This is a genomic window from Microlunatus sagamiharensis, assembly GCF_900105785.1.
Classification (GTDB): domain Bacteria; phylum Actinomycetota; class Actinomycetes; order Propionibacteriales; family Propionibacteriaceae; genus Microlunatus; species Microlunatus sagamiharensis.
On the sequence record NZ_LT629799.1, the window covers coordinates 724736 to 748502 of the forward strand.

Consider the following 23767-nt stretch of genomic DNA (forward strand, 5'->3'; position numbering starts at 1 on the left):
CCGACCATGCCACACCGGACGCCGTCCCCGGCCACGGCAGCGCGCGACCGGGACCATCGATGCACGATCGTCACCTCCGCCACCTCCGCGCCGTCCGCCGCTCCTGATGACGGCGGCGCTCGCGGGGCCGGGGAGTCGCTACCGTGGCCGGGTGCGTGCAGGAGAGATCGCGGAGGAGTACCCCGTCGTCGGGGTCGACGTGCCGGCGCTGGAAGCGGTTCGGCTGCTGTCGGAGCGGCGCCTGCCGGGACTGGTGGTGACGGAGGTGGACGGCCGGCCCAAGGCGGTCCTGCCGGCCTCGCAGATCGTGCGCTACATCGTGCCCGACTACGTCCAGCGCGACCCGTCGCTGGCCGGGGTGCTGGGGGAGAAGGCCGCCGACAAGATCGCCCAGCGGCTCGTCAGCGCCACGGTGGGCGACCTCCTGCCGGACCGGCCGCAGGAGCTGCCCCTGCTGCAGGCCGACGACACCGTGCTCGAGCTCGCCGCGGTGATGGCACGGCTCAAGAGCCCGCTGTGCGCGGTGCTCGACCACGGGCGCATCGTCGGGGTGGTCACCGCGGCGCACCTGCTCGAGCTGGTCTGCGGGCCCCTCACCTGATGCTGTGGGTCGCGGTCGTCGTCTTCGTCGTCGTCTACGCCCTCATCGCCTCCGAGAAGGTCAACCGGGTGGTGGCCGCCCTGGCCGGGGCGGGCGTCGTCCTCGCCGTGGGCATCGTGGGGCCCGAGCAGGCGTTCTTCTCCGAGGAGACCGGGGTCGACTGGAACGTCGTCTTCCTGCTCTTCGGGATGATGGTGATCGTCGGGGTGCTGCGCCAGACCGGCGTGTTCGAGTACGTGGCCATCTGGGCGGCCAAGCGCGCCCGTGGGCGACCCTTCCGGGTGATGGCGCTGCTCTGCCTGATCACCGCCGTCGCCTCCGCCGGGCTGGACAACGTGACCACGGTCCTGCTCGTGGCGCCGGTGACGCTGCTGGTCTGCGACCGCATCGGGGTCCGACCCGTCCCGTACCTGATCGCGGAGGCGCTCGCCTCGAACATCGGCGGCACGGCGACGCTGATCGGCGACCCGCCGAACCTGATCGTCGCGAGCCGGGCAGGGTTCACCTTCAACGACTTCCTCGTGAACCTGGCGCCCGTGGTGGCCGTGATGCTCGTCGCCTTCGTGCTGCTGTGCCGGGTGCTGTTCCGGCGGGACTTCACCGCCGACCCCGACCAGGTCGCCGAGGTGATGGAGCTCGACGAGCGCGAGGCGATCCGCGACCGGAGCCTGCTGGTCCGCAGCCTCGCCGTCCTCGCGGCCGTGCTGGCCGCCTTCAGCCTGCACCCGGTGCTCCACCTGGAGCCGTCGGTGGTGGCGCTGCTCGGTGCCGGCCTGCTGGTGGCGATCAGCGGCCTCAGCCCGCAGACCTACCTCGCCGACATCGAGTGGGAGACGCTGCTCTTCTTCGCCGGCCTGTTCATCCTCGTCGGGTCGCTGGTCGAGGTGGGCGCCGTCGGGCACCTCGCGGACGGGCTGGCGGCGGCGATCGGGGACAGCCCGGTGCGCGGGATGATGCTGCTGCTCTGGGGGTCGGCGGTGCTGTCGGCCGCGGTCGACAACATCCCCTACGTCGCCACGATGGCGCCGGTGGTGCAGCAGCTCACCGCCGAGGGTCCGCTGGCCGGGCGCGAGGGCCTGTGGTGGGCCCTGCTGCTCGGGGCCGACCTCGGTGGCAACGCCACGGCCATCGGCGCCAGCGCGAACGTCGTGGTGACGGGCATCGCCAAGCGCAACGGCCACCCGATCTCGTTCTGGGAGTTCACCAAGTACGGCTCGGTCGTCGCGGTCGTGACGCTGGCGATCGCGACGCCCTACGTGCTGCTGCGCTACTGACGCGCCGCGGGTCCGGGGTCGGGTGCAGGCCGGGTCCCTGCTCACCCACGAGCGCCGGCGGGTCGGCCCGCCGGTCCCGCGGGGTGGCACCTCAGCGCGGCACCAGCACCCGGTCGATGACGTAGATCGTCGCGTTCGACGTCCGGATGTTGCCGCAGACGACCCGGGCGTCCCCGTCGACGGTCAGGTCCGTGCCGGAGCCGGTCACCTCGACCGTCGCCCCGCTGAGGGCCTGGTGGCGACCGACCAGCTCCTCGGGTCCCAGCCGCTCGGGCAGGACGTGCGTCCGCACCACCCGCACCAGCGTCGAGCGGTCTCCCAGCAGGCGGGCCGCGTCCGCGCGGCCGAGCCTCGAGAACGCCTCGTCGTCCGGTGCGAGCAGGGTGGCACCGTCCTCGCCCTCGAGCTCCTGCACGAGACCTGCCTCCCCGACCGCCCGCCCGAGCCGGGTCAGCGTCGGGCTCTGGGAGAGCGCGTCGACCACGTCGGACGCGGACAGCCGCTCCACGTCCGCCTCGTCGTCCCCGAGGATGCGGGAGCACCCGGGGCCGAAGGGACGTGTGCCGGTGGACGCGTCGTCCCGGGACGGGCTGGGGGTCGTGCCGGACGGCGTCGACACGAGGGAGGGCACGCTGGGCGACGGCGTGACCAGCGAGGTCCCCGGGGACGAGGGGGTCTCGGTGCTCGACGTGCACCCGACGAGGGCGAGCGGCAGGAGCGCGACCAGGGCACGGGTGCGCGGGACGTGCCCTCCACGGCGTCTGGACATCGGACCTCTTCCGTCGGTGCTGCCCCGGCCGGACCCGAGCGACGGGCCGCACGGGGGACGCCAGCGTAGACCCGCCGCTGCTCCGGTGGTCCGCGCGCGGCCGGCGTCGGGGCGGGCCGACCGCGGCGGGGCGGTCAGCGCACCTGCGCCGCGGTGGCGGGCCGCTCGGGCACGGACGGCCCGCCGAAGGCCGCGAGCACGTCGCGGGCCCCGACCCACCCGACGAGGGTGTCCTGGTCGTCGACGACGGCGACCGCGGGCGCCCCTGCGTCGAGCAGCCGTACGGCCCTGCTCAGCGGCTCGGACACGTGCGCCGACTCCGCGGGCGAGCAGAGCGACCCCACGTCGGTGTCCTCGCCGGACGCCACCGCGTCCATGATCTCGTGCGCGCTGAGGACCCCGAGGTAGCGGCCGTCCGGGTCGAGCACCGGCAGCGAACCCGCTCCCGAGGAGGCGAACAGCGCGGCGACCTCGCGCAGCGGGGTGTCGGCGACGACCGACGGGGGCGTCGGACCCATGACCGTGCCCAGCGGCTGGCGCGCGAGCCGGGCGTCGGCCGGTTCGTCGATGTCGATGTCGCGGCGCAGCAGCTTGCGGGTGTAGACGGTGTCGTGCGAGACGAGGTGGCTGATCCCGGTCGCGAGCACGATCGCGAGCATCAGCGGGAGGATGATCGTGTACTCGCCGGTGAGCTCGAAGAGCATCACCACCGCCGTGATCGGCGCGCGTGCCGCGCCGGCGAAGACGGCACCCATGCCGACCAGGGCGAAGGCGCCCACCGACCCGCCGGCCGACGGGGCGACGGCCTGGACGACCTCGCCGAACGCCGCGCCGACCATGGCGCCGCAGAAGAGGCTCGGGGCGAAGACGCCGCCGGAGCCGCCGATCCCGATCGTGAGGCTGCAGGCGATGACCTTGCCCACCAGCAGGACGAGGAGGAAGGCGATCGCGTACCCGCCGTCGACGGCCCGGCCGAGGACGGGGTAGCCGACGCCGTACATCTGGGGCAGGACCAGCAGCAGCCCGCCGAGCACCACACCGCCCACCATCGGCCTCAGCCACTCCGGTCCTCGCCAGGCCCAGTCGCAGAGGTCCTCGACGAGGTAGAGCACCCGCGAGAAGCCCACCCCGGTGAGACCCGCCACGAGCCCGAGCAGCGCGAAGAGGGGGTACTCGACGAGGTGCTCGACGTGGAACGGCGGCAGCGGCAGGAAGGGGACGTCGCCGAGGAGACCGCGGGCGACGACGCTCGAGGTCACCGAGGCCACGACGACCATGCCGAAGGAGTCGGCGGCCCACTGGCGCAGGATCAGCTCCATGGCGAAGAACACGCCGGCCAGGGGCGCGTTGAAGGTCGCGGAGATGCCGCCGGCAGCCCCGCAGGCCACCAGCAGCCGGATCCGCCGCTCGTCCAGCCGGCAGAGCTGGGCCAGCGACGACCCGAGCGCCGACCCGATCTGCACGATCGGGCCCTCACGTCCCACCGACCCGCCGCCGGCGATGCAGAGGGCGCTGGCCGCGGCCTTGACCGCCGCCACCTGAGGTCGGATGCGGCCGCCGTTGCGGGCGACGGCCAGCATGACCTCGGGGACGCCGTGGCCCCGGGCCTCACGCGCGAAGCGCTGGACCAACGGCCCGTACACGGCCCCGGCCAGCACGGGGGCCAGCACCACGAACCAGCCGCCGACCCCGGGCAGGTACCCGTGCGCGCGCCCGGGGACCGCGGCGTAGTCGGTGTAGCCGGTGAACAGCCGGGTCAGGTTCTCGATCATCAGGCGGAACAGCACCGCGCCGAGCCCGGCGCCGAGCCCGACCAGCAGGGCCAGCGCCAGCAGACCCAGCCGACGCGAGCGCACCACCCGACCCGCAGGCCCGACCACCGCCACCCTCGCCACCCCTGCATCGTGCCAGATGCTTGCGCCAGCGCAAACACCGGCCTGGCCGACCGGGGACCTCCCGTCCCTGCACGTAGGGTCTCGCTCACGACGGGCGCGCCGAGACCGACCCGTCTGACCGCTGAGCGTCGGGAGGGCGAGTGGCCGAGGAGGAAGGGCCGGACGCGGGTGCGCCGTCGGCGAGCGAGTCCCACGACGACGAGGGGCTGGGGCACCGCCGGCCCGGTTCCACGGCGCTGTGGACGAAGATCGTCCTGTTCGCGGCGGGCCTCGTGGTCGGCGTGCTGGTCGTGGGCCTGCTGGACGTGACCACGCCGGACTTCGTGTCGGCCTCCCGCGCCGGGAGCGGGGGGACCGCCGAGCCGGGGCCGGGGCAGGACCGGACCGTGCCCCCCGGCGCGGAGGTCCGCGTCAACGCCGCCTGCCTCGGGGTCCTCAACGAGGCCCAGGACGTGTACGCCGTGCTCGGTGACCTCGGCCGCGCGGTCGACGAGGTGGACCTGATGGCGCTCGACGACGTCGTGCGGCGGCTGCAACCCGTCGAGCCCCGGCTCGCGCGCGACCTGGCGGACTGCCGCGTGGGTGCGGCTGTGGGCGGTGACCCCTCGGACGCGCCGACGGCTCCGCTCACCACGCCGCCGCCCGTGGTCCCCTCGACGCCCGGCCCGACCCGTTGACGAGGACGGTCCTCGGGCGCGCGTCGGCACGGGCGGGACGCGCCTACCGCGCCGCCGTCACGTCCGGACGCTGGGTCGTCGTCGGCGCCTGGCTCCTGCTCGCCACCCTGATCACGCTCCTGGTGCCCTCGCACGGCGGCGGGGGCGGCGGCTTCGGCGACCTGGTCTCGCCCACGAGCCCGGTGCTGCAGGTCGAGCAGCGGATCCTCGAGCAGTTCCGGGTGCCCGTGCTAACCGGCACGACGCTGGTCGTGCACCAGCCCGACGGGCTGAGCGTGCTGACCCGCGCCGACTCCGTGCTGTGGGCCCTCGGGACGACGCAGGACGTCCTCGACGCGCCGGGCGGCGCCCCTCCCGGGTCGATCGAGGCCGCGATCCCGCTGCCCACCGGGCGCTCGGACACCACGGTCACGTACCTGTTCATGTCCGACGGGACGGGTCTGCGCAACTCCGTCCGCCTGGGGCAGGAGTACGCGTCGCACTTCAACAACCAGGTGGGCGTGCAGACGTACGTCACCGGGTTCGTCCCCGCCCAGGTGGCCCAGGGCGAGTACCTGCGCTCACGGCTCCGGCTCTTCGAGATCGCCAGCGTCCTGCTCATCGTCCTCGTCGTCGCGGCCGCCTTCCGCTCGTTGCTCGCCCCGCTGACGGTGCTCGCCGTCGCGGGCACCGGCTACGCGGTGTACTTCCCGCTGCTGTCCTCGATCGCCGACCGGCTGGGCTTCGAGGTGCCGTCCCAGCTCGAGCCGGTGCTGGTGGCCCTGCTGCTCGGGGTCGTCACCGACTACTGCGTGCTGCTCTTCGCCGCCTTCCGCGACGGCCTCGACGAGGGCCGGACCTCCGTGCTCGCCGCTCGGGGTGCCCTGCGGCGGGAGGGCTCGGTCGTGGCGGTCGCCGGCCTGACGGTGGCCGGGGGGACCATCGCGCTGCTGGCGGCACCGTTCGGCGTGTTCCGGGGGCTCGGGCCGGCCCTGGCCCTGACCGTGCTGGTCGGCCTGGCCCTGTGCCTGACGCTCACACCGGCCCTCATGACCGTCATGGGCTGGAGGCTGTTCACGGTGCTCCCGATCCGCGGGTCCCGCCGGGCGGCGACCCGCCGTCGAGCGCGACGACGCCAGGACGGCGACCGCCTCGAGGGTCTCGTGCGCAGGCTGACGCGACGGGGGCCGGCCGCGGTCGCCGTGCTGATGGTGGTCGCGGTGCTCGGGATCGCCGTCCTGCCGCTCGCCCACGCACGCCTCGACCTCTCCTTCACGGCGGGCCTGCCCCGCGACGACGGCGTCTACCGGGGCGCCCAGCTCCTGGGTGACGCGGGGCTGCGGGGCATCACGGCCCCCACCGAAGTCCTCGTCGAGCAGGAGGGGGTCGCGGCGCAGCGCCCCGAGCTGGCGCGGCTGGAGGACGAGCTCGCGCGCCAGCCCGGCGTGGCCCGGGTCATCGGGCCGGCCGACCTGCCCTCGGACCGGGCCCGCGGCCTCGTGCTCTCCACCTCCGGCGACGCCGCGCGCTACCTGGTCGTCTTCGACAGCGACCCCCTGGCTGCGAGGGCCGTCTCCAACGCCCGCCTGCTGCAGCAGCGCGCCGCGGGGCTGGCCGCCTCCTCGGGGCTGCCGGACGCCCGGGTCGCCCTCACCGGGCAGACGTTGATCGCGGGCGAGGTCGGCCAGCTCACGCGCAGCAGCCTGGAGATCACCCTGCTCGTGGCGATGGCCATCGAGCTGGTCATCCTCGCCCTCTACCTGCGTGCCCTGCTGGCACCGGTGGTCCTCCTGGCGTGCAGCGTGCTGAGCGTGGCCGCGGCGCTGGGTCTCACGACCTGGCTCTTCCAGGACGTCCTCGGTCAGGAGGGGCTGACCTTCTACGCGCCGTTCGCCGCCGCGGTGCTGCTCGTCGCCCTCGGCGCGGACTACACCGTCTTCTCGGTCGGCGCGATCTGGAACGAGGCCCGGCGTCGCCCGATGGACGAGGCGCTGGTCGTCGCGGTGCCGCGGGCCTCCCACGCCATCACGACGGCCGGGGCCATCCTCGCCGCGACCTTCGCGCTGGTCGCGGTGATCCCGCTCGCGACGTTCCGCCAGATCGCCTTCGCCATGAGCGTCGGTCTGCTGCTCGACACCTTCGTCGTGCGTCCGTTCCTCACGCCCGCGGTCCTGACGCTGCTCGGACGGCTCGCGCTCTGGCCCCGCCGCGCTCCCCGCGCGGGGCTCTTCCCACCCGACCCGGAACCGGCAGGAGGCAGCCGTGGCTGACGACGTACGGCGCAGAGGGGGCTGGCTGCCGGCCGCCCTCGTGGTCCTGGCCCTGCTGCTCCTCACCTGGGGCGCCGACGTGCTCGCGAGGGTGGGCGCGGAGTCCCTCGTCGCGCAGGACGTGCAGGCGGCCACCGGAGTCGCCGAGGAGCCCGTCGTCGAGATCGACGGCCGGTTCTTCCTCCCGCAGGTCGTCCGGGGCGCGTACGGGCGGGTGCACGTCTCGGCGCGCGGCCTGAGGAACGGCCCGCTGGTCGTCGAGTCCCTCGACGCCGACCTCACCGACGTCCGGGTGCCGTTCCACGACGTCCTCGTGCGCGACGTCCGCGCCATCGGCGTCGGGCACTCCGAGGAGACGGCCGTCCTCACCTACCCGGCCCTGAACTCCTACCTCGAGGCGACCGGGCGCCCGCTGACGGTCGCTCCCGGACCGGACGGTGAGGGCGTCACGCTCACGGGCTCGGTGGAGGTGCTCGGCAAGCAGGTCGACGCGAGCGCCGACGTCACGCTCTCCGTCGACGAGGGGAACCTCCAGCTGACGCCGCAGGCGGTCACCAGCGGATCGGTGCTCGGCGACGCCGCCCGGCTCCTGCTCGGGCAGCGCCTCAGCGTGACCGTGCCCCTGGGCAGCCTGCCGTTCTCGCAGCGCCTCACGGGCGTCCGGCCGACGGCCGACGGCCTGGTCGTCCAGGCGGCCGGGGACGCCGTCGTGCTGCAGCCCTGACGCGACCGCCGACCCCGGACCGGCGCCCGGGCCCGCGACCGCCGGAACCGTCCGCACGGCATGATGCGGACGGTGATGCTGGTGCTGCTGTTCGCGGTCTGCCTGCTGGTCTCGGTGCTCGTCTCCGGGGTGGCAGCGCGGACCGTGCTCTCCACCTCGCTGGTCTTCCTGCTGGCCGGGGCGCTGGTCGGGGAGGGCGGCTTCGGCCTGGTGCGGCTCGACCCCGACAGCCCGATCGTGGGAGACCTGGCCGACCTCGCGCTGTTCACCGTGCTGTTCGTCGACGGGACCGCCCTGCGGACGCTGCGCGGGGAGGGGTCGTGGCGCCAGCCCGCCCGCGCCCTCGGCATCGGCATGCCGCTGGCCTTCGGCGGGGTCGCCGTGCTCGCGCACTGGGTGGCCGGCTTCGACTGGGTCACCGCGATGCTGGTGGCGGCCGTGCTGGCCCCGACCGACCCCGTCTTCGCCTCGGCCATCGTCGGGCGCCGTGACGTCCCCGCCCGCCTCCGCCGGCTGCTGAGCGTCGAGAGCGGCCTCAACGACGGGTTGGCGCTCCCGGTGGTCGTGATCCTGATCAGCGCGGCCGGGAGCCCCGGGGGCGGCGGCGAGCACACCGGGCTCGGCGCGGTGGCGCTGGAGCTCGTCGGAGGTCTGGCGCTCGGCGTGGTGGTGCCGGTGCTGATCCACCTGCTGCTCCGGATCCCCGGGCTGGGTGCGGAGCCCCGGCTGCAGCCGCTCGGGCCGCTGGCCGTCGGCATCCTGCTCTACGCCGTCGCCCACCTGAGCGGCGCCAACGCGTACCTCGCCGCCTTCGCCGGCGGTGCGGTGGTGGCGCGGCTCAACCCTGCTGCTCAGGAGTCGTTCTCCGAGCTGGGTGAGCAGCTCGCCGAGCTGGCGAAGTTCGCGGCCCTGCTCGTCTTCGGGGCCCTGCTGACGCCGAGCCTCTTCGCGAGCATCGGCCTGGGCGGCTGGGTCGTGGCCGTCCTGTCGCTGGTGCTCGTCCGGCCGGCGTCCCTGGTGCTCTCCCTGCTGGGCAGCCCGCTCGAGCGCAAGGAGCTGTTCGCCGCGGCGTGGTTCGGGCCCAAGGGGTTCGCCTCGGTCGTGTACGGCCTGCTGGTGCTGCACTCCGGGATCCCGCAGGCCGTCGACGCCTACGAGCTGATCGCGGTCTGCATCGGTCTGAGCATCGTCGCCCACTCCAGCACCGACGTCCCCGTGGCCCGGCTCTTCAGCGTCGAGGAGATCGCGGGCGTGCCGGACGACAGGAAGCGGCCGCAGCCCGAGACCGCGCACCCCGTCGACCGGTAGCCGTCAGGTCCAGGGGTCGTCGTCGACCGCCGCGACGACCGCACGGGCGGTGCCCTCGGGCTCGGGCGCCGTCACCGGCACGATCGTCAGGTGCACGCGGCTCCGGAGACGACCGAGCTCGCCGAGCAGCGAGCCGTGGAAGCCCTCGATCGCCCGCGCCGTCCCCGGGCCGTCGGGCCCGTCCTCGGCGCAGCGCCCGGCCTCGGCCCGGCTCACCTGGACGACGGTCCCGCGGTCGCGCTCGATCATGGGCGCGAGCACCGCCTTCGTCGTGTAGACCGAGCCCAGGTAACCCACCTCGGACAGGTGCTGGCGGTCGGCCGGACCCATGGCCCCGTCGGACGCGGCACGGTCGGCCGGGGCGTTCACCCACACGTCGATCGGCCCCACCTCCGCCTCGACGCGATCCACCGCGGCGGCGACGGCCGTCGGGTCGCCGACGTCGAGCGGCAGGACGACCGCTGTGCCTCCGGTGGCCCGCACCTCCTCCGCCGCCCGCCTCAGACCCTCACCCTCGAGCGGACGCGAGTCCCGGTCGGCCATCAGCACGACGCGCGTACGGGAGGCCGCGAAGGCTCGCGCGGTGGCCCGTCCGATCCTGCCGGAGGCCCCGGTCACCGCGACGACCCGGCTCCTGCGCGGCTGCGTGCTCACCGGGAGGTCCCCCTCTCCAGCGCCGGCGGACGAGCAGCCGGCACGTCCGACGTCGACGACCCCGCTCCCGCGTGCACGCTCAGGGCAGGGGGCGGTCCGTCGCCGCCCGGCGGGGACCCGGTGCGTCCTGGTCGTCGACCGGCTCGGGCTCCACCACCGCCGGTCCGTCGCCCCCGACGGCGCCGAGGGGAGGGAGCCCGATGGTCTCCGACTGCTGGCGCCGTCGTCCCCTCCGCGCGATGGTCACCGCCACCAGCACGGCCGCCACGACCACCACCACGATCAACGTGACCAGCCAGGTCTCCACGGCTGCCACCGTCCTTCCTGAGCTCTGCGCGGCGAGCGTCAGCCGCCGCTCGGATGAACCCAGCGTTGCCGCATCAATTGCTCAGACGCAAACATTGCCGCTCAGTCGTTACCGGTTCGTGATGTCCGTGTGCGCTGGGGGCGGGGTCGGGGCCGCTGTCCGGCACCGGGTCAGGGCAGGTAGGCGCGCGGGGCGCGGAGGACCTGGTCCGCCGCGCGGGTGAAGTCGGCGAGCGCGTCGCTGAGTGCGGCCTGCTGCGACGCCGGGAGCAGGCCGAGGACCTCGGTGAAGACCGCGCGACGGTGGTCCGTCACCGTCTCGAGCAGCTGGGTGCCGCGCTCGGTGATCGTCAGCTGCACCTGCCGGCGGTCGCTGGGGGAGTCGCGCCGAGCGAGCAGGCCCGCCTGCACGAGGCGTTCGCACAGCCGGCTGGCGTTGGAGATGTGGACGCCCAGGGCGGAGGCGATCTCACCGTTGCTGAGGGCTCCCCGCGTGGCGGTCAGCGTCAGCACCCGGAGCTGGGGCAGGGTGACGCTGTCGCCCGCCTGGGCGATGGACTCCGCCGTCACCGCGGAGAAGACGCGCGCAGCCCCGACGACGACCTCCACCGGGTCCCTCTCGGCCGCCGCCGACCCGTGGGTCTCAGGCTCCGTGGCGTCCGTGCTCGTCACCTGCTGATCGTATCGGTCCGCGGCCCTTGGTCGCGCTGGCAAAGGACCTTGCTCTAGCGCAAGAGTTGCGGTAAGTTTCGTTTTCTCGAAGGGTTCGGCACAGGTCACCCGTCGGTCCGAGACCCGCGCCCCTGGTCCTCACGCCGTCCACCAAACCGACCCGCTCCAGGCCGAGGCCGGAGCCAAGGAGCAGCTCGACACGATGAGAGCACTCGTCCGGACGTATCTCACCCTCCTCGCGTCGGCCCTCGTCCTGGTCGCGCTGGCCGGACCGGCTGCCGCGGCGGTCCCGGGACCCAGGACGGGGGTCGACGTCTCCTGGCCGCAGTGCGGCACGCAACCCTCCGACCGCTTCGCCTTCGCCGTCGTCGGCGTCAACGGGGGGATCTCCTCGACGACGAACCCCTGCCTCGCCGAGCAGCTGGCCTGGGCGCACGCGATCCCGGGCAGCATCGTGCCGGGGCAGCCGCGCGTCCAGCTCTACGTCAACACGGCGAACCCCGGGAAGGTCCTCGAGGCGTACGCCGTCACCACGTGGCCCACCGACGACGTCGATCCCCGGGGACGGCGCTCCACCGGGACGGTCGACGAGCGGCGCCGCAACCCGTACGGCCCGTGCACGACCACCCAAGGTCGCACCTCGGGCGCGAACGACCTCGCCTGCTCCTGGCAGTACGGGTGGAACCGCGCCGTGGAGAGCGTCGACGAGCGGTTCGCGCCCGCGGCCCGGGAGGCCGGGCTCAGCGACAGGGCGGCGGACTACACCTGGTGGCTGGACGTCGAGACCATGAACTCGTGGCAGGAGGGCGGCACCGGCGCGCTGGCGCGCAACACCGCCGCGCTCGAGGGCATGGCGCAGATGTACCGCTCCGAGGGCGCACGCGTCGGGCTGTACTCGACGGCCCACCAGTGGCGGCAGGTCGTCGGTGGCACGCTCGACGTCGCTCCCGGTGCGGTCCCCGTCGTGGGCGCGGCGCTGCTCGGGCTGCCGAGCTGGCTGGCCGGTGCCTCGGACGCCCACGACGCGCGCCTGACCTGCGCGGCCGCGACCGGCCTGACCGGGGGCCAGGTCGTGATGGTCCAGCACGTCGTCGGGGAGCTCGACCACGACACGAGCTGCCTCTGAGCGGGACCAGCCGGCTCGGACGGGCCTGCGGGCAGAGCCAGCCGGGAGGGCGACCGTGGGGCCGCCCTCTCCGACCTCGCGACCCGCGCTCGAGAGCCCGCGGCCGCGGTCGGCGGACGGACACCCCGGAACGGCCGCCGACGCCGGCACCAGGCTTACCGCGTAAGCCCGCTCCGACGCAACGGGCGGCCCCGCCGCTCTCCGTTATGCGAACGTGACTGCGCGGAGGCACCCCGGACCCGCCAGGGCGACGAACCACCCACCAGACCGCCGACGCCCCGCGGGAGCCGCTCTCCGACAGCGCACCCGCGTACGGGCGGGTCGGTGGCACGGTGCTCGTCACCGTGCGTGCGGTGTCGGGGGGCGAGCCCAACCTCGCTCCCCGGCACCCTTCACGCGTCAGGCCGGGAGGAGCCCGGCGACGAGGTCCTCGACGCGGCGGCGGATCTCGTCGCGGATCGGGCGCACCGCCTCCAGGCCCTGGCCGGCGGGGTCGTCGAGGACCCAGTCCTCGTAGCGCTTGCCGGGGTAGAAGGGGCAGGTGTCGCCGCACCCCATCGTGACGACCACGTCGGAGGCGACGACGGCGGCGTCGGTGAGGACCTTCGGCCTCTCCGCGGTGATGTCGATGCCCACCTCGGCCATCGCCGCGACCGCGGCGGGGTTCACCTGGTCCGCCGGCGCCGAGCCGGCGGAGCGGACCTCGATGCGTCCCCCGGAGAGGGCCGTGAGGAACGCCGCGGCCATCTGCGACCGGCCGGCGTTGTGGACGCAGACGAACAGCACGCTCGGCCTGGCGCTCATGGCTGCTCCTCAGCTCTCGTACGCGGGTGCCGGGACCCCCGGCTCGACCGGCTCGGTGGGCTCGGGAAAGAGGTGCCTGCGCGCCCAGAGGCTCAGGTGGACCAGGCCGACCAGGGCCGGCACCTCGATCAGCGGGCCGACGACGCCGGCGAGCGCCTGGCCGGAGGTGACGCCGAAGGTCGCGACGGCGACGGCGATGGCGAGCTCGAAGTTGTTGCCGGCGGCGGTGAACGCCAGCGTCGTGGCCCGCGGGTAGCCCAGCCGCAGGGCCCGGCCGACGAGCAGGCTCGCCGTGAACACGACCGCGAAGTAGACGAGCAGCGGCAGCGCGATGCGGGCGACGTGCAGCGGCTCGGAGGTGATCGTCCGGCCCTGCAGGGCGAACAGGACGACGACGGTGAACAGCAGCCCGTACAGGGCCCATGGCCCGATCCTCGGCAGCACCCGCCTCTCGTAGCCCTCGCGGCCGAGCCGCCGTTCCCCGACCGTCCGGGTCAGGAGGCCGAGGACGAGCGGGACGCCGAGGAACACCAGGACGCTCGCCGTGACGGCCCGGACGGAGAAGCCGGCCGAGGTCGTCGGCAGCCCGAGCCAGGAGGGCAGCACCTGCAGGTAGAACCAGCCGAGGAGACCGAACGCGAGGACCTGGAACACGGAGTTGAGCGCCACCAGCACGGCGGCGGCCTCGCGGTCGCCGCAGGCGAGGTCGTTCCAGATCAGCACCATCGCGATGCACCGCGCGAGGCCGACGACGATCAGCCCGGTGCGGTACTCGGGCAGGTCGGGCAGGAAGAGCCAGGCCAGGGCGAACATGAAGGCCGGCGCGACGACCCAGTTGATCACCAGGGACGTGATCATCAGGCGACGGTCGGCCAGCACGCGGTGGGTCTCGTCGTAGCGGACCTTGGCCAGCACCGGGTACATCATCACCAGCAGGCCGAGCGCGATCGGCAGCGACACCGAGCCGATCGTGACCGCGTCGAGGGCGCCGGCCAGCCCGGGGACCACCCGCCCGAGGAGCAGGCCGAGGGCCATCGCCGCGACGATCCAGACCGGCAGGAGCCGGTCGACGGTGGACAGGCGGGCGCGGGTCGCCGGCTCGGGCCTCGCCCGCTCGACGGTGCGGCCGCTCACGGGCAGCTCCTTGAGGACGCCGTGCCGGCGGTGGGCGCGAGGAGCGCGGCGAGGTCGATGAGCACCCCGGGGCGTACGCGGTAGTAGACCCAGGTCCCGCGCTTCTCCCGCTCGAGCAGCCCGGCCGTGTGCAGCACCTTGAGGTGGTGGCTGATCGTCGGCTGGGAGAGCTCGAAGCAGGCGAGGAGGTCGCAGACGCACGCCTCGCCCCCGTCGTGGGACGCCACGATCGACATCAGCCGGAGCCGCACGGGGTCCGCGAGCGCCTTCAGCACCGGCGCGACCTGCTCCGCCTGCTCGTGGGTCAGCGGCTCGCGCGCGAGCGGCGCGCAGCAGGCCACCGCCTCGGTCGGGTCGAGGACCACGGACGTCGTCACCGCTCTATATTGACATCGATCGATGCAGGGCGGGCTGCGCGTCCTGGGTCAGGGCTGCGCGAACCCCTCCAGCGACCGGGCCACCGCGGCCTCGACGTGGAGGCGGGTCGTGGGGTAGACCGCGACGGCGCTGTCCTCGTCGCCGATCAGCAGCTCGATCTCCGTGCAGCCGAGCACGACGCCCTGGGCACCGGCGGCGACCAGGCGCTCGATCACCTCGCGGTACGCCTGGCGCGAGGCCGGGTCGACGATCCCCAGGCAGAGCTCGGAGTAGATGACCCGGTGCACCAGGGCCCGGTCCCCGGCGTCCGGCACGAGCACGTCCAGGCCGTGGGCGGCGAGCCGGTCGCGGTAGAAGGCCTTCTCCATCGTGAAGGTCGTGCCGAGCAGGCCCACCGTCGTGAGCCCGTCGCGGCGTACGGCGGCGGCGGTCGCGTCGGCGAGGTGGAGCAGCGGCACCGAGACCGCCGCCTGCACCTGGTCGGCGACGACGTGCATCGTGTTGGTGCACAGCAGCAGCATCTCCGCACCGGCGGCCTCGACGCCCCGGGCGGCCTCGGCGAGCAGCCTCCCGGCGTCCTCCCACCGTCCCGCGGCCTGGAGCCGCTCGACGTCGGCGAAGTCGACGGAGGCGAGCACGAGACGCGCGGAGTGCAGGCCGCCGAGCCGTTCGCGCACGAGCTCGTTGGCCAGCCGGTAGTACTCGGCGCTGGACTCCCAGCTCATCCCGCCCAGCAACCCGATGACCCGGGGTCCGTCCGTCGGCACGACCCGAGCATGCCAGTCCGGCTGCCCGGCGCCGCGACGGGGACAGGCCCCCGCCCACCCTGCCCACGTCTCAGATCGACCGGCCGTCGATCGTGCACGACCAGGGACGCGGCCTAGGGTGCGCGGGTGTCGCCGACCGCTGCTGAGCAGGCCTGGTGCCGTCGGCGCACCGGTGGGTCGGTGACGCCTTCCGCAGCCGTCCGTTGGTCACGGTGCTGCTCGTGGTGCTCTCGGCGCTGGCCGTCCTGCTCTCCGCGCTGGGACCCCTCCTGGTCCGGGCCGACGGCCAGGCCGGGCTGAGGCGGAGCCGCACCGAGGTGGTCGGGTGTGGAGCGAGCCCGCGGACGAAGCCCGGAGTGAGGAGGAGCACCCGTCGGTAGGAGGGAAGGAGGTCTCGACCCCGGTCATCCGGACAACTCGCTCGCCCGTACTCAGCAGGCGCACCAGCGCTCGCTGCCAGCCGATCGTCACCACCTCCACCGTGGAAGCGACCTCGGGCCATTCGCTAGGGCTTAGGTTAGCCTAACCTCATGTTGATCACTGACGACGTCTCCACGAATGCACGCGAGCGAGCGGGAGGACCGGCGCCACGGCGGTGATCCCGCGTCGTCGTCGGTGCTCTCCTCGGCGGGGTCCTGCTCCTCGCCGGCTGCAGCACCGCTCCCGGGCCCTCGGGTGCCGCGCCCAGCACCTCGTCGGGCGCTGCCTTCCCGGTGAGCGTGGAGCACACGTTCGGCACCGCCACGATCCCGGCCAAGCCTCAGCGGGTGGTCGTGCTGGGGGTGACCGACGTCGACACGGTGCTGGCGCTGGGGACCACCCCGGTCGCGACCACCGGCTACGCGTTCTTCCCCGACCGCCTGGGACCCTGGGCGGAGGCGCTGGTGACGGGGGACAAGCCCGAGGTGCTGCAGAGCGACTCCGAGCCCAACCTCGAGCAGGTCGCCGCGCTCGCGCCCGACCTGATCGTCGGGGTGTCGGCCGGGTTCGACGACGGGGTCTACGCCCAGCTCAGCCAGATCGCGCCCGTCGTCGCGCGACCGGCCGGGGTCGCGGCGTACACGGCCAGCCGCAACGACGCGACGCGTCTGATCGCGAAGGCGATGGGGGAGGTGGACCGCGCCGAGGAGCTGATCGCCACGGCCGACGCCGCCTTCGACGCGGCGGTGGAGGCCAACCCCCGGTTCGCCGGCGCCACCGCTACGGCGGTCCTGCCCTACCAGAACCAGTACGGCGCGTACCTCTCGGGCGACGCCCGCGGCCAGGTCCTGGACCAGCTCGGCTTCGAGCTGCCGGCCGAGATCGCGGCGCTCGACAAGGGGGACAGCTTCTTCGTGCCCGTCTCGTCCGAGCGGGTCGACCTGCTGGACGGCGACGTGGTCGTCATGCTGACCGACGAGGCGTCGCGCGCGCAGGTCGAGGGGGACAAGATCCTCGCGGGGCTCCCCGTCGCGAAGCGGGGCGCGATCGTCCAGCCCGACATCGACCTCCGCGGCGCGATGACCTACAACACCGTGCTGTCGGCCCCGTACGCGGTCGAGCAGCTGACCCCGCTGCTCGCCGAGGCGCTGGGCCGCTGAGCGGTCCGGCAGTCAGGTCTGCAGGACGGCCTCGACGTCGACCGAGACGCGCAAGGTGGTGCCGAAGACGGCGATGCCCGCGCTGACCGCCTGGTTCCAGCTGAGCCGGAAGTCCTGCCGCTTCAGCTCGGTGCTCGCGCTGAACGCGGCGCGGACGCCGCCCCAGGGGTCCGGGCCGGACCCGAGGTAGGAGAGCTGCAGCTCGACCGGTCGCGTGGTGCCGACGAGGGTGAGCCGGCCCGGCAGCACCCAGCCGGTGCCCTCCCGCCGCGGGTGCTCGGCCTCGAACCGCAGGGTCGGGTGGCGCTCGACGTCGAGGAAGTCGGGCGAGCGCAGGTGGGCGTCGCGCTGGGCGTTCCCGGTCTCGATCGAGCAGGCGACGATCTCCACGTCGACGCGCGAGCGGGTCACGTCCTCGTCGACGGTGATCGCGCCGGCGAAGTCGGTGAACCGGCCGGTGACGGTGGCCAGCCCGAGGTGGTGGGCCCGCGCGCTCACGGTGGAGTGCGCGGTGTCCAGCACGTAGATCCCGGGCGCGGGCACACCCGTGCCGCCCAGGCGGGTCAGCCTCAGGTCGCCCATGCCCCAGCCGGGCTGGGCCGGGACGACGACGGTCTGCGCCTTCGGCTCGTGGGCCGCCGCGGCGACCAGGAGCGTCCCCGGGCCGGGCGGCAGGCCCGGCAGCGTGAACCCGCCGTCGTCGCCGGCGACCGCACGGGCGAGCTGCTGCCCGTCGGCACCCAGCACGGTGACCGTGGCCCCGGCGACCGGCCAGCCCTCGCCCGTGAGGACGCGGCCCGACGCGGTCGTCCCCGGGGTCGCGGCGACCGGTCCCGTGCCCGTCCGGGTCCCGGGGAGCGGGCCCGTCGTGCTCATCGGTGGTCCACGGACGCGTCCGCGCGCACGTCCTGCTGCTCGGCGCCCGCGCCCAGGGTGACCCGGAGCGCGGAGACCGCGTCCTCCTCGACCGTGACGGGGAGCGCGACGGGCGCGTACCCGGCCGCGGTGAGCGTGTACCGGCCGGCGCCGAGGTCGTCGAACAGGTAGTCGCCGTCCTCGCCGGTGGTCGCCGCGGCCACCACCTGGCCCTCGGCGTCGACCAGCGTCACCGTGGCCTCGCGCACGGCGCGACCGTCGCCGGCGACCACGGTCCCGGCCAGTCGACCGCCCCCGGTGACCACCAGGTCGCAGGCGAGCGCACCGGACTCGGCCACCTCGATGCCGCGGGCCAGCGGCCGGTGGTCGGGGGACTGCGCGGTCAGCACGTAGCTGCCGCCCATCAGCCGCTCGAAGCTGTAGCCGCCGTCGGACCCGGTCCGCGTCGAGCCCACGACCTCGCCGGTGACGTCGGTCAGGGTGACCAGCGCGTCGGCCACCGGCTGGTCGCTGTCGTCCTGGCGCTCGTGGCGCAGCACGCGCCCGGTGATGGCCGAGCGGCCGGCGAGGGTGACGTCACGGACCACCGGCTGGTCGCCGATCGCGACCAGGCTGGCGGTCGGGGCGAGCTGGGCGGCGGCGACGATCAGCAGGAAGGTGCCGCCGTGGGCCAGGGGGAGCGTGTAGCGGCCGTCGGCGTCGCTGACCGTGCGTCCGACCTGGCGCCCGGACTGGTCGGCCAGCGTGACCTGCGCGTCCGCGAGCGGGCGGGAGGCGCTCTGGCGCACGACCCCGGAGACCTGCAGCTGCGGCGGGGCGGGTTCCGGCTCGGGGTAGGGGTGCGCCTGCGTCGGCGGGATCCTGGGGTCCAGCTCGTGGCTGACGCCGTCGACCGCGCGGCGGGCCGTGCCGTTGGCCGGGCCCCCGGCGCTGACCAGGCCGTTGCTCCGGTTCGGGTGGACGCCGTGGTGGTCGGTGGTCTGCTGGACCGTCCGGGCCTGCTCGCTGCCCGCGTGGTCCTCCGGGGCGTTCCAGTGCTGCTCGACCTCGCCGCCGAACGCCTCGGCGGTCTGCTCCTGGCGACCGCGGAGGACGACCTCCTTGAGGAAGAGCGAGACGACGAAGGCCAGCAGCGCGAAGGGCGCGGCGACGAGGAAGACGTCGGCGATCGAGGCCCCGTACGCGCTCTGCACGATCGTGCGGATCGGCCCGGGCAGCGCCGAGAGGTTCGGGATGCCCCCGCCGCCCGCCGCGCCCGCCTGGCCGGGGTCGATCCCGGCGGCGGCGAGGCCGTCGGTGAGGTGGCTGGTGACCCGGTGCCCGAGCAGGGCCCCGAGGGCGGAGACGCCGATGGCGCCACCCAGCGAGCGGGTAAAGGCGATGAAGGAGCTCGCCGCGCCCAGGTCCTGCGGGGCGATGATGTTCTGCACCGCGAGGACCAGGTTCTGCATCATCATGCCCACGCCGGCGCCGATGAGCAGCATGTAGGGCGCGACGACCCAGTAGTTGGTGTCGTACGCGATCGTGCCCATGAGGCCGAGCCCCGCCGTGAGCAGGACGCCGCCGGACACGACGAAGGCCTTCCACCGACCGGTCCGGCTGATCACGAGGCCGGAGATGGTCGAGGACAGGAAGAGCCCCGCGATCAGCGGGATCGTCTTGACCCCCGCCATCGTCGGGGTCTCGCCGCGGGCGAGCTGGAAGTACTGGCTGAGGAACACGGTCGCACCGAACATCGCGATGCCGACGAAGAGGCTGGTCAGCGCGGACATGACGACCGTGCGGTTGCGGAAGAAGCGCAGGGGGATGATCGGCTCGGGCGCGGTGCGCTCGGCCAGCACGGTCAGGGCGATCAGAGCGACGCCGCCGCCGACCATGAGCCAGGTCTGCCAGGACCACCAGTCGAAGCTCTTGCCGGCGAGCGAGACCCAGATGAGCAGCGAGGAGACGCCCGCCGCCAGCAGGATCGAGCCGAGGTAGTCGATGTGCACCTTGCGCTTGACCACCGGCAGCTTGAGCGTGACCTGGAGGGCGATGAAGGCGGCCACCGCGAACGGGATGCCGACGTAGAAGCACCAGTGCCACGACAGGTGCTGGGTGAGCGCCCCGCCGATCAGCGGGCCACCGACGGTGGCGAGCGCGAAGGTGGCGCCGAGGTAGCCGGAGTACTTGCCGCGCTCGCGCGGCGCGATCATCGAGGCCATGATCACCTGCGCCAGCGCGGTGAGGCCACCACCGCCGATGCCCTGCACGACGCGCATCGTGATCAGCGTGCCCATGTTCTGCGACAGCCCGGCCACGGCGGAGGCGACCACGAAGAGCACGAGCGCGATCTGGACCAGCAGCTTCTTGGAGAAGAGGTCGGAGAGCTTGCCCCAGATCGGGGTCGAGATGGTCGTGGCCAGCAACGCCGCCGTCACCACCCAGGTGTAGCCGGACTCGCTGCCACCGAGGTCGGGGATGATCACCGGCAGCGCGTTGGACACGACCGTCGAGGACAGGATCGCGACGAACATGCCGAGCAGGAGGCCGGTCAGGGCCTCCAGGATCTGGCGGTGCGACATCGTGAACTGCGGAGCGCCGTCGTGCGGAGCGGTCTCCTGGGTGGTCGCCGTGGGTGGGGCGATCGTGGCTGCTTGACTCATGATTCCTTCGTTTCGGTGTTCCGGCCGGCGGGCGGCTGTTCGTACGCCGCGACGCTGCGGGTGAAGCGGTCGAGCAGGGAGACGAGCGCGGCGACCTCGTCGTCGCCCCAGTGGTCGAGGCGTTCGGCCAGCCCGGCGCTGAGCGCGGCCCTGCGCCGCTCGAGCTCGGCCGCACCCTCCTCGGTCAGGCCGATGCGGCGGCTGCGGGCGTCCCGGCTGTCGGTCTCGGCGGCCACCAGCGCGAGCCGGCGGAGGGAGGCCAGCTGTCGGCTGACGGTGGACCCGGTGAGCCCGAGGTCACGGGCGAGGTCGGACTGGCTCGGCTGACCGAGCCGTTCGACCGCGTCGAGCAGGAGCACGCCCGGCGTCATCGACGGGCCCCGGACGAGGTCGCGCTCGACCTTGACCAGCCCCGCCAGGGTGCCGACCAGCTCGTCGCAGGCCGTCACCGTCGCCACCTACGCCTCCCCCGGGGTCGAGCGCGGGCTGGGCCCGCGTCTGCCTGACGTGCTGATCCTCCGCATATCCGCACTATGCAAACTGTAACTCAAGAGGAGGAATTCCCTCCGCTTTGCGACGTCGATCACGATTCTGGTCGGACGTGCGCGGCGAGACAGGGCAGAGTGGGTGATCGTGAGCCAGGCGTCCCGGATCCCGCTGCGGGCCGACGCCGCCCGCAACCTGCGCCGGATCCTGACGGCCGCCGCCGAGGCCTTCGCCGAGCAGGGCGGCGACGTGGCCATGGAGGAGGTCGCCCGTCGGGCCGGCGTGGGGGTCGGGACCCTCTACCGGCGCTTCCCCGACCGCGAGGCGCTCGTCGTCGCGGTCGTCCGTGACAGCTTCCAGACCCTCGTCGACACCATGCGCGAGGCTCAGCAGCAGGAGCCGCGGGCCTGGGACGCGCTGGTGCGGAGCATGAGCCACTCCCAGGAGCTGCGGCTCTCCACGCCCCCGAGCGGTCCGCTCGCGGCCCCGTCCCGCGCCGCGCTCGTGGCCGACCCGGTCATCCGTGGTCTCCGTGACGACTTCGTCGAGGTCCTCGAGCAGCTGGTCGAGCGGGCGCAGGCCGAGGGCGACCTGCGCGACGACGTCGGCGCTGGCGACGTGGCCCAGCTCTTCGCCCTCGTCGTCAAGGCGGGGCGTCCCGGCGGCGGGCGCGGCGCCGACCTCGCGTCGGGCCGGGCCCTCGCCGTGGTCCTCGACGGGCTGCGGACGGGTGGACGCACCACGCTGCCCGGCCGGCCCCTGGCCCCCGGGGACCTCGCCCGGCCCTGACGGCGGCCGCCCGGCGCGGATCGGCTCAGGAGCGGCCGATCTCCTCCTCGAGCTCGTGCCGGTTGAGCCGGCTCGGGCGGAAGGCGCGCAGGTCCACCAGGACGGGTTCGGTCGCCACGCCCGGGCCCCCGGCCCCGACCCAGTCGACCAGCGCGGCCGTGGTGGCCTCGTCGAGCACCTCGCCGACCCAGACGGCTGCCCCGCCACGCTCGAGCCCGCTGGTGCCCGGGACGACCACGACCACGTTCGAGTGGTCGCAGGCGTCCAGGCACGTGCTGCTGACGACCCGGGTCGAGCCCGGGTCGACCTCGTCGCGGAGGCGCCGCAGCTGGGCGCGGTGGTCGAAGCCGGGGTGCTTGGTCCGGTTGCCGCAGTCGCCGCCGCGGCACACCACGACGACCTGGCGGTCGTCGACGTCGGACGCCGGGGTCCGTCGGCGCTGGCGTCGGCTCATCGAGGTCCGTCCTGGTCGGGGAGCGGGGCTCCTCGCGGGTCGGGGCGGCGGCCTCGACGGGGCAGGGGCCATGGTGCCTGCCCCGGCCGGCCCGCCGCCCGGGCGTCCGTCGTCGGCCGCGCGTGGTGTCCACGACCGGTCGCCGACCCGCTCCTAGCGCCTACGATGGCTCGCGGTGTGCCGGGAAGTCTGGTCGGCGTGGTTTCAACGACCCCTCCGGAGGCACCATGAGCACCCCTACCCGTCCGAGCAGCGTCTTCCCCCGCGGGTCCTGGGCCGAGGCGTCCCGGATCGCCGCCGTGCTGCGGGGCGAGACCGTGGGTGGGGCGCTCCTGCTCGGCGCGACGGTCGTCGCGCTCGTCTGGGCCAACTCGCCGTGGTCGGCCGCGTACGCGGGCCTGCGCGACCTCGAGGTCGGGCCGGCCGCCCTGCACCTCGACCTGAGCCTCGGCACCTGGGCGGCGGACGGGCTGCTGGCGATCTTCTTCTTCGTGGCGGGCCTGGAGCTCAAGCGCGAGTTCGTCGCCGGCGACCTGCGTGATCCCCGGCGGGCCGCCCTGCCCGTCGTGGCGGCCGTCGGTGGCATGGCCGTGCCGGCCCTGGTCTTCGTCCTGGTCAACCTCCGCACGGGCTCCGGAGCCCTGGCCGGCTGGGCCATCCCGACGGCGACGGACATCGCCTTCGCGCTGGCGGTGCTCGCGGTGGTCAGCACCCACCTGCCGAGCGGGCTGCGGACCTTCCTGCTCACCCTCGCGGTGGTCGACGACCTGCTGGCCATCACGATCATCGCGCTCTTCTACACCCGCGAGCTCCACCCGCTGATGCTGCTGCTCGCGCTCGTCCCGCTCGCGGCCTTCGGGCTGCTGGTCCAGAAGCGGGTGCGGTCCTGGTGGCTGCTCGTACCGCTCGCCGTCGTGACGTGGGCCCTCGTGCACGCCTCGGGGGTGCACGCGACGGTCGCCGGTGTCCTGCTGGCCTTCACGGTGCCGGTGATCCGCAGCCGTGCGGCCGGCGGGCCGGAGGCGGGACCCGGCATGGCCGAGCACTTCGAGCACCTGGTCCGGCCGCTGTCGAGCGGCTTCGCGGTGCCGGTCTTCGCCTTCTTCGCCGCGGGCGTGACGGTCGGCGGGGTCTCCGGGCTCACCGAGTCGCTGTCCGACACGGTGGCGATCGGCATCGTCCTCGGGCTGCTCCTGGGCAAGACGGTCGGTGTCTTCGGCGCCACCTACCTGATGGCGCGCTTCACGCGGGCCTCGCTGGACGAGGACCTCTCCTGGGTCGACGTCGCCGGCCTCGCGGTCCTCGCCGGCATCGGGTTCACGGTGTCGCTGCTGATCGGCGAGCTCGCGTACGGCAGCGGCAGCGAGCGCGACGAGCACGTCAAGGTCGGCGTCCTGCTCGGTTCGTTGCTCTCGGCGCTCGTCGCCGCGGTCGTGCTGCGCCTGCGGAACCGGGTCTACCGCCGGCTGTGCGAGGCCGAGGAGCTCGACAGCGACGCCGACGGGACGCCGGACGTGTACGAGGTGCCCGGCAAGAGCGTCTGAGCCCGGGGTCCCGGAGGCGCGGAGGTCGTCCCCGAGCGGCCGGGCGCCGGGCGGT

The 23767-nt window shown here is 74.2% G+C and carries 23 protein-coding genes; 10 read left to right on the forward strand and 13 right to left on the reverse strand.

All coding sequences use genetic code 11. The features are described from left to right. The first annotated feature begins 151 nt into the window (after positions 1 to 151). Together BLU42_RS03340 and BLU42_RS03345 are read left to right on the forward strand one after the other, a co-directional pair. The gene (locus BLU42_RS03340; RefSeq protein ID WP_091073249.1) at positions 152 to 601 is read left to right on the forward strand and encodes a CBS domain-containing protein; all 450 of its coding nucleotides are present in this window, start codon (positions 152 to 154) and stop codon (positions 599 to 601) included. Beyond that, the gene (locus BLU42_RS03345; RefSeq protein ID WP_091073250.1) at positions 601 to 1875 is read left to right on the forward strand and encodes an ArsB/NhaD family transporter; all 1275 of its coding nucleotides are present in this window, start codon (positions 601 to 603) and stop codon (positions 1873 to 1875) included. Before BLU42_RS03340 ends, BLU42_RS03345 begins: the two co-directional genes overlap by 1 nt. Positions 1876 to 1966: 91 nt before the next feature. Here the strand turns inward: BLU42_RS03345 and BLU42_RS03350 are convergent, their stop codons facing one another. Together BLU42_RS03350 and BLU42_RS03355 are read right to left on the reverse strand one after the other, a co-directional pair. Further along, positions 1967 to 2644 carry a fasciclin domain-containing protein gene (locus BLU42_RS03350; protein WP_091073251.1) on the reverse strand — a complete coding sequence of 226 codons (678 nt, stop codon included), beginning with the start codon at positions 2642 to 2644 and terminating at the stop codon, positions 1967 to 1969. A gap of 134 nt (positions 2645 to 2778) precedes the next feature. Next, entirely contained in the window at positions 2779 to 4539 is a 1761-nt protein-coding gene (locus tag BLU42_RS03355; RefSeq protein WP_231918418.1) for a chloride channel protein, read from the reverse strand. A 140-nt stretch (positions 4540 to 4679) separates the two neighbouring features. Between BLU42_RS03355 and BLU42_RS03360 the strand changes: the two genes are divergently transcribed. The 4 genes from BLU42_RS03360 to BLU42_RS03375 are packed head-to-tail and all read left to right on the forward strand — an operon-like array spanning position 4680 to position 9497. Further along, positions 4680 to 5216, forward strand: coding sequence for a hypothetical protein (locus BLU42_RS03360; protein WP_091073252.1), 537 nt, complete (start codon positions 4680 to 4682; stop codon positions 5214 to 5216). Further along, entirely contained in the window at positions 5213 to 7465 is a 2253-nt protein-coding gene (locus BLU42_RS03365) for an MMPL family transporter (RefSeq protein WP_091073253.1), read from the forward strand. The genes BLU42_RS03360 and BLU42_RS03365 overlap by 4 nt, the downstream gene beginning before the upstream one ends. After that, positions 7458 to 8189 (forward strand): LmeA family phospholipid-binding protein, encoded by a 732-nt coding sequence (locus BLU42_RS03370; RefSeq protein WP_091073254.1) that lies wholly within the window; start codon positions 7458 to 7460, stop codon positions 8187 to 8189. The genes BLU42_RS03365 and BLU42_RS03370 overlap by 8 nt, the downstream gene beginning before the upstream one ends. Positions 8190 to 8249: 60 nt before the next feature. Next, complete coding sequence (locus BLU42_RS03375; RefSeq protein WP_197680599.1) at positions 8250 to 9497, forward strand: cation:proton antiporter domain-containing protein; 1248 nt, start codon at positions 8250 to 8252, stop codon at positions 9495 to 9497. A gap of 3 nt (positions 9498 to 9500) precedes the next feature. Here BLU42_RS03375 and BLU42_RS03380 read toward each other — a convergent pair whose 3' ends face one another. The 3 genes from BLU42_RS03380 to BLU42_RS03390 form a co-directional block, all read right to left on the reverse strand. Continuing rightward, entirely contained in the window at positions 9501 to 10151 is a 651-nt protein-coding gene (locus tag BLU42_RS03380) for an SDR family NAD(P)-dependent oxidoreductase (protein WP_091073255.1), read from the reverse strand. A 79-nt stretch (positions 10152 to 10230) separates the two neighbouring features. After that, positions 10231 to 10467, reverse strand: a complete 237-nt coding sequence (locus BLU42_RS03385) for a hypothetical protein (RefSeq protein ID WP_157719749.1) — start codon at positions 10465 to 10467, stop codon at positions 10231 to 10233. A 161-nt stretch (positions 10468 to 10628) separates the two neighbouring features. Next, positions 10629 to 11129 carry a MarR family winged helix-turn-helix transcriptional regulator gene (locus BLU42_RS03390; RefSeq protein ID WP_157719750.1) on the reverse strand — a complete coding sequence of 167 codons (501 nt, stop codon included), beginning with the start codon at positions 11127 to 11129 and terminating at the stop codon, positions 10629 to 10631. A gap of 202 nt (positions 11130 to 11331) precedes the next feature. Here BLU42_RS03390 and BLU42_RS03395 point away from each other — a divergent pair, with 202 nt between their 5' ends. After that, positions 11332 to 12255, forward strand: a complete 924-nt coding sequence (locus tag BLU42_RS03395; RefSeq protein WP_091073258.1) for a glycoside hydrolase family 25 domain-containing protein — start codon at positions 11332 to 11334, stop codon at positions 12253 to 12255. Between the two features lie 399 nt (positions 12256 to 12654). Here BLU42_RS03395 and BLU42_RS03400 read toward each other — a convergent pair whose 3' ends face one another. From BLU42_RS03400 to BLU42_RS03415, 4 genes are read right to left on the reverse strand one after another with little or no spacing between them, the layout of a single operon-like run. Next, positions 12655 to 13059 (reverse strand): arsenate reductase ArsC, encoded by a 405-nt coding sequence (locus tag BLU42_RS03400; RefSeq protein ID WP_091073259.1) that lies wholly within the window; start codon positions 13057 to 13059, stop codon positions 12655 to 12657. A gap of 9 nt (positions 13060 to 13068) precedes the next feature. Next, positions 13069 to 14193, reverse strand: a complete 1125-nt coding sequence (gene arsB, locus BLU42_RS03405) for an ACR3 family arsenite efflux transporter (protein WP_269458013.1) — start codon at positions 14191 to 14193, stop codon at positions 13069 to 13071. Beyond that, entirely contained in the window at positions 14190 to 14570 is a 381-nt protein-coding gene (locus tag BLU42_RS03410; RefSeq protein WP_091073260.1) for an ArsR/SmtB family transcription factor, read from the reverse strand. Before BLU42_RS03410 ends, arsB begins: the two co-directional genes overlap by 4 nt. A 48-nt stretch (positions 14571 to 14618) precedes the next feature. Next, positions 14619 to 15338 (reverse strand): aspartate/glutamate racemase family protein, encoded by a 720-nt coding sequence (locus tag BLU42_RS03415; RefSeq protein WP_269458014.1) that lies wholly within the window; start codon positions 15336 to 15338, stop codon positions 14619 to 14621. 713 nt (positions 15339 to 16051) lie between these two features. On the opposite strand from BLU42_RS03415, the gene BLU42_RS03425 reads away from it, so the two are divergent. Further along, complete coding sequence (locus BLU42_RS03425) at positions 16052 to 16918, forward strand: iron-siderophore ABC transporter substrate-binding protein (protein ID WP_197680600.1); 867 nt, start codon at positions 16052 to 16054, stop codon at positions 16916 to 16918. A gap of 12 nt (positions 16919 to 16930) precedes the next feature. On the opposite strand, the gene BLU42_RS03430 is transcribed toward BLU42_RS03425, so the two are convergent. Genes BLU42_RS03430 through BLU42_RS03440 form a run of 3 tightly spaced genes read right to left on the reverse strand, consistent with a single transcriptional unit; the run spans position 16931 to position 20897 of the window. Then, positions 16931 to 17794 carry a YceI family protein gene (locus BLU42_RS03430; protein ID WP_091073263.1) on the reverse strand — a complete coding sequence of 288 codons (864 nt, stop codon included), beginning with the start codon at positions 17792 to 17794 and terminating at the stop codon, positions 16931 to 16933. Continuing rightward, positions 17791 to 20439, reverse strand: coding sequence for an MFS transporter (locus BLU42_RS03435; RefSeq protein ID WP_197680601.1), 2649 nt, complete (start codon positions 20437 to 20439; stop codon positions 17791 to 17793). The genes BLU42_RS03430 and BLU42_RS03435 overlap by 4 nt, the downstream gene beginning before the upstream one ends. Continuing rightward, on the reverse strand, positions 20436 to 20897 hold the full coding sequence (locus tag BLU42_RS03440; RefSeq protein ID WP_091073265.1) for a MarR family winged helix-turn-helix transcriptional regulator: 462 nt from the start codon (positions 20895 to 20897) through the stop codon (positions 20436 to 20438). The genes BLU42_RS03435 and BLU42_RS03440 overlap by 4 nt, the downstream gene beginning before the upstream one ends. A gap of 175 nt (positions 20898 to 21072) precedes the next feature. Between BLU42_RS03440 and BLU42_RS03445 the strand changes: the two genes are divergently transcribed. After that, positions 21073 to 21714 (forward strand): TetR/AcrR family transcriptional regulator, encoded by a 642-nt coding sequence (locus BLU42_RS03445; RefSeq protein WP_091079244.1) that lies wholly within the window; start codon positions 21073 to 21075, stop codon positions 21712 to 21714. A 25-nt stretch (positions 21715 to 21739) separates the two neighbouring features. Here BLU42_RS03445 and BLU42_RS03450 read toward each other — a convergent pair whose 3' ends face one another. Continuing rightward, positions 21740 to 22168 carry a hypothetical protein gene (locus BLU42_RS03450; protein ID WP_091073266.1) on the reverse strand — a complete coding sequence of 143 codons (429 nt, stop codon included), beginning with the start codon at positions 22166 to 22168 and terminating at the stop codon, positions 21740 to 21742. 227 nt (positions 22169 to 22395) lie between these two features. On the opposite strand from BLU42_RS03450, the gene nhaA reads away from it, so the two are divergent. After that, a complete protein-coding gene (gene nhaA, locus BLU42_RS03455) occupies positions 22396 to 23712 on the forward strand; it encodes a Na+/H+ antiporter NhaA (RefSeq protein WP_091073267.1) in 1317 nt (438 codons plus the stop codon). Positions 23713 to 23767: the final 55 nt, after the last annotated feature.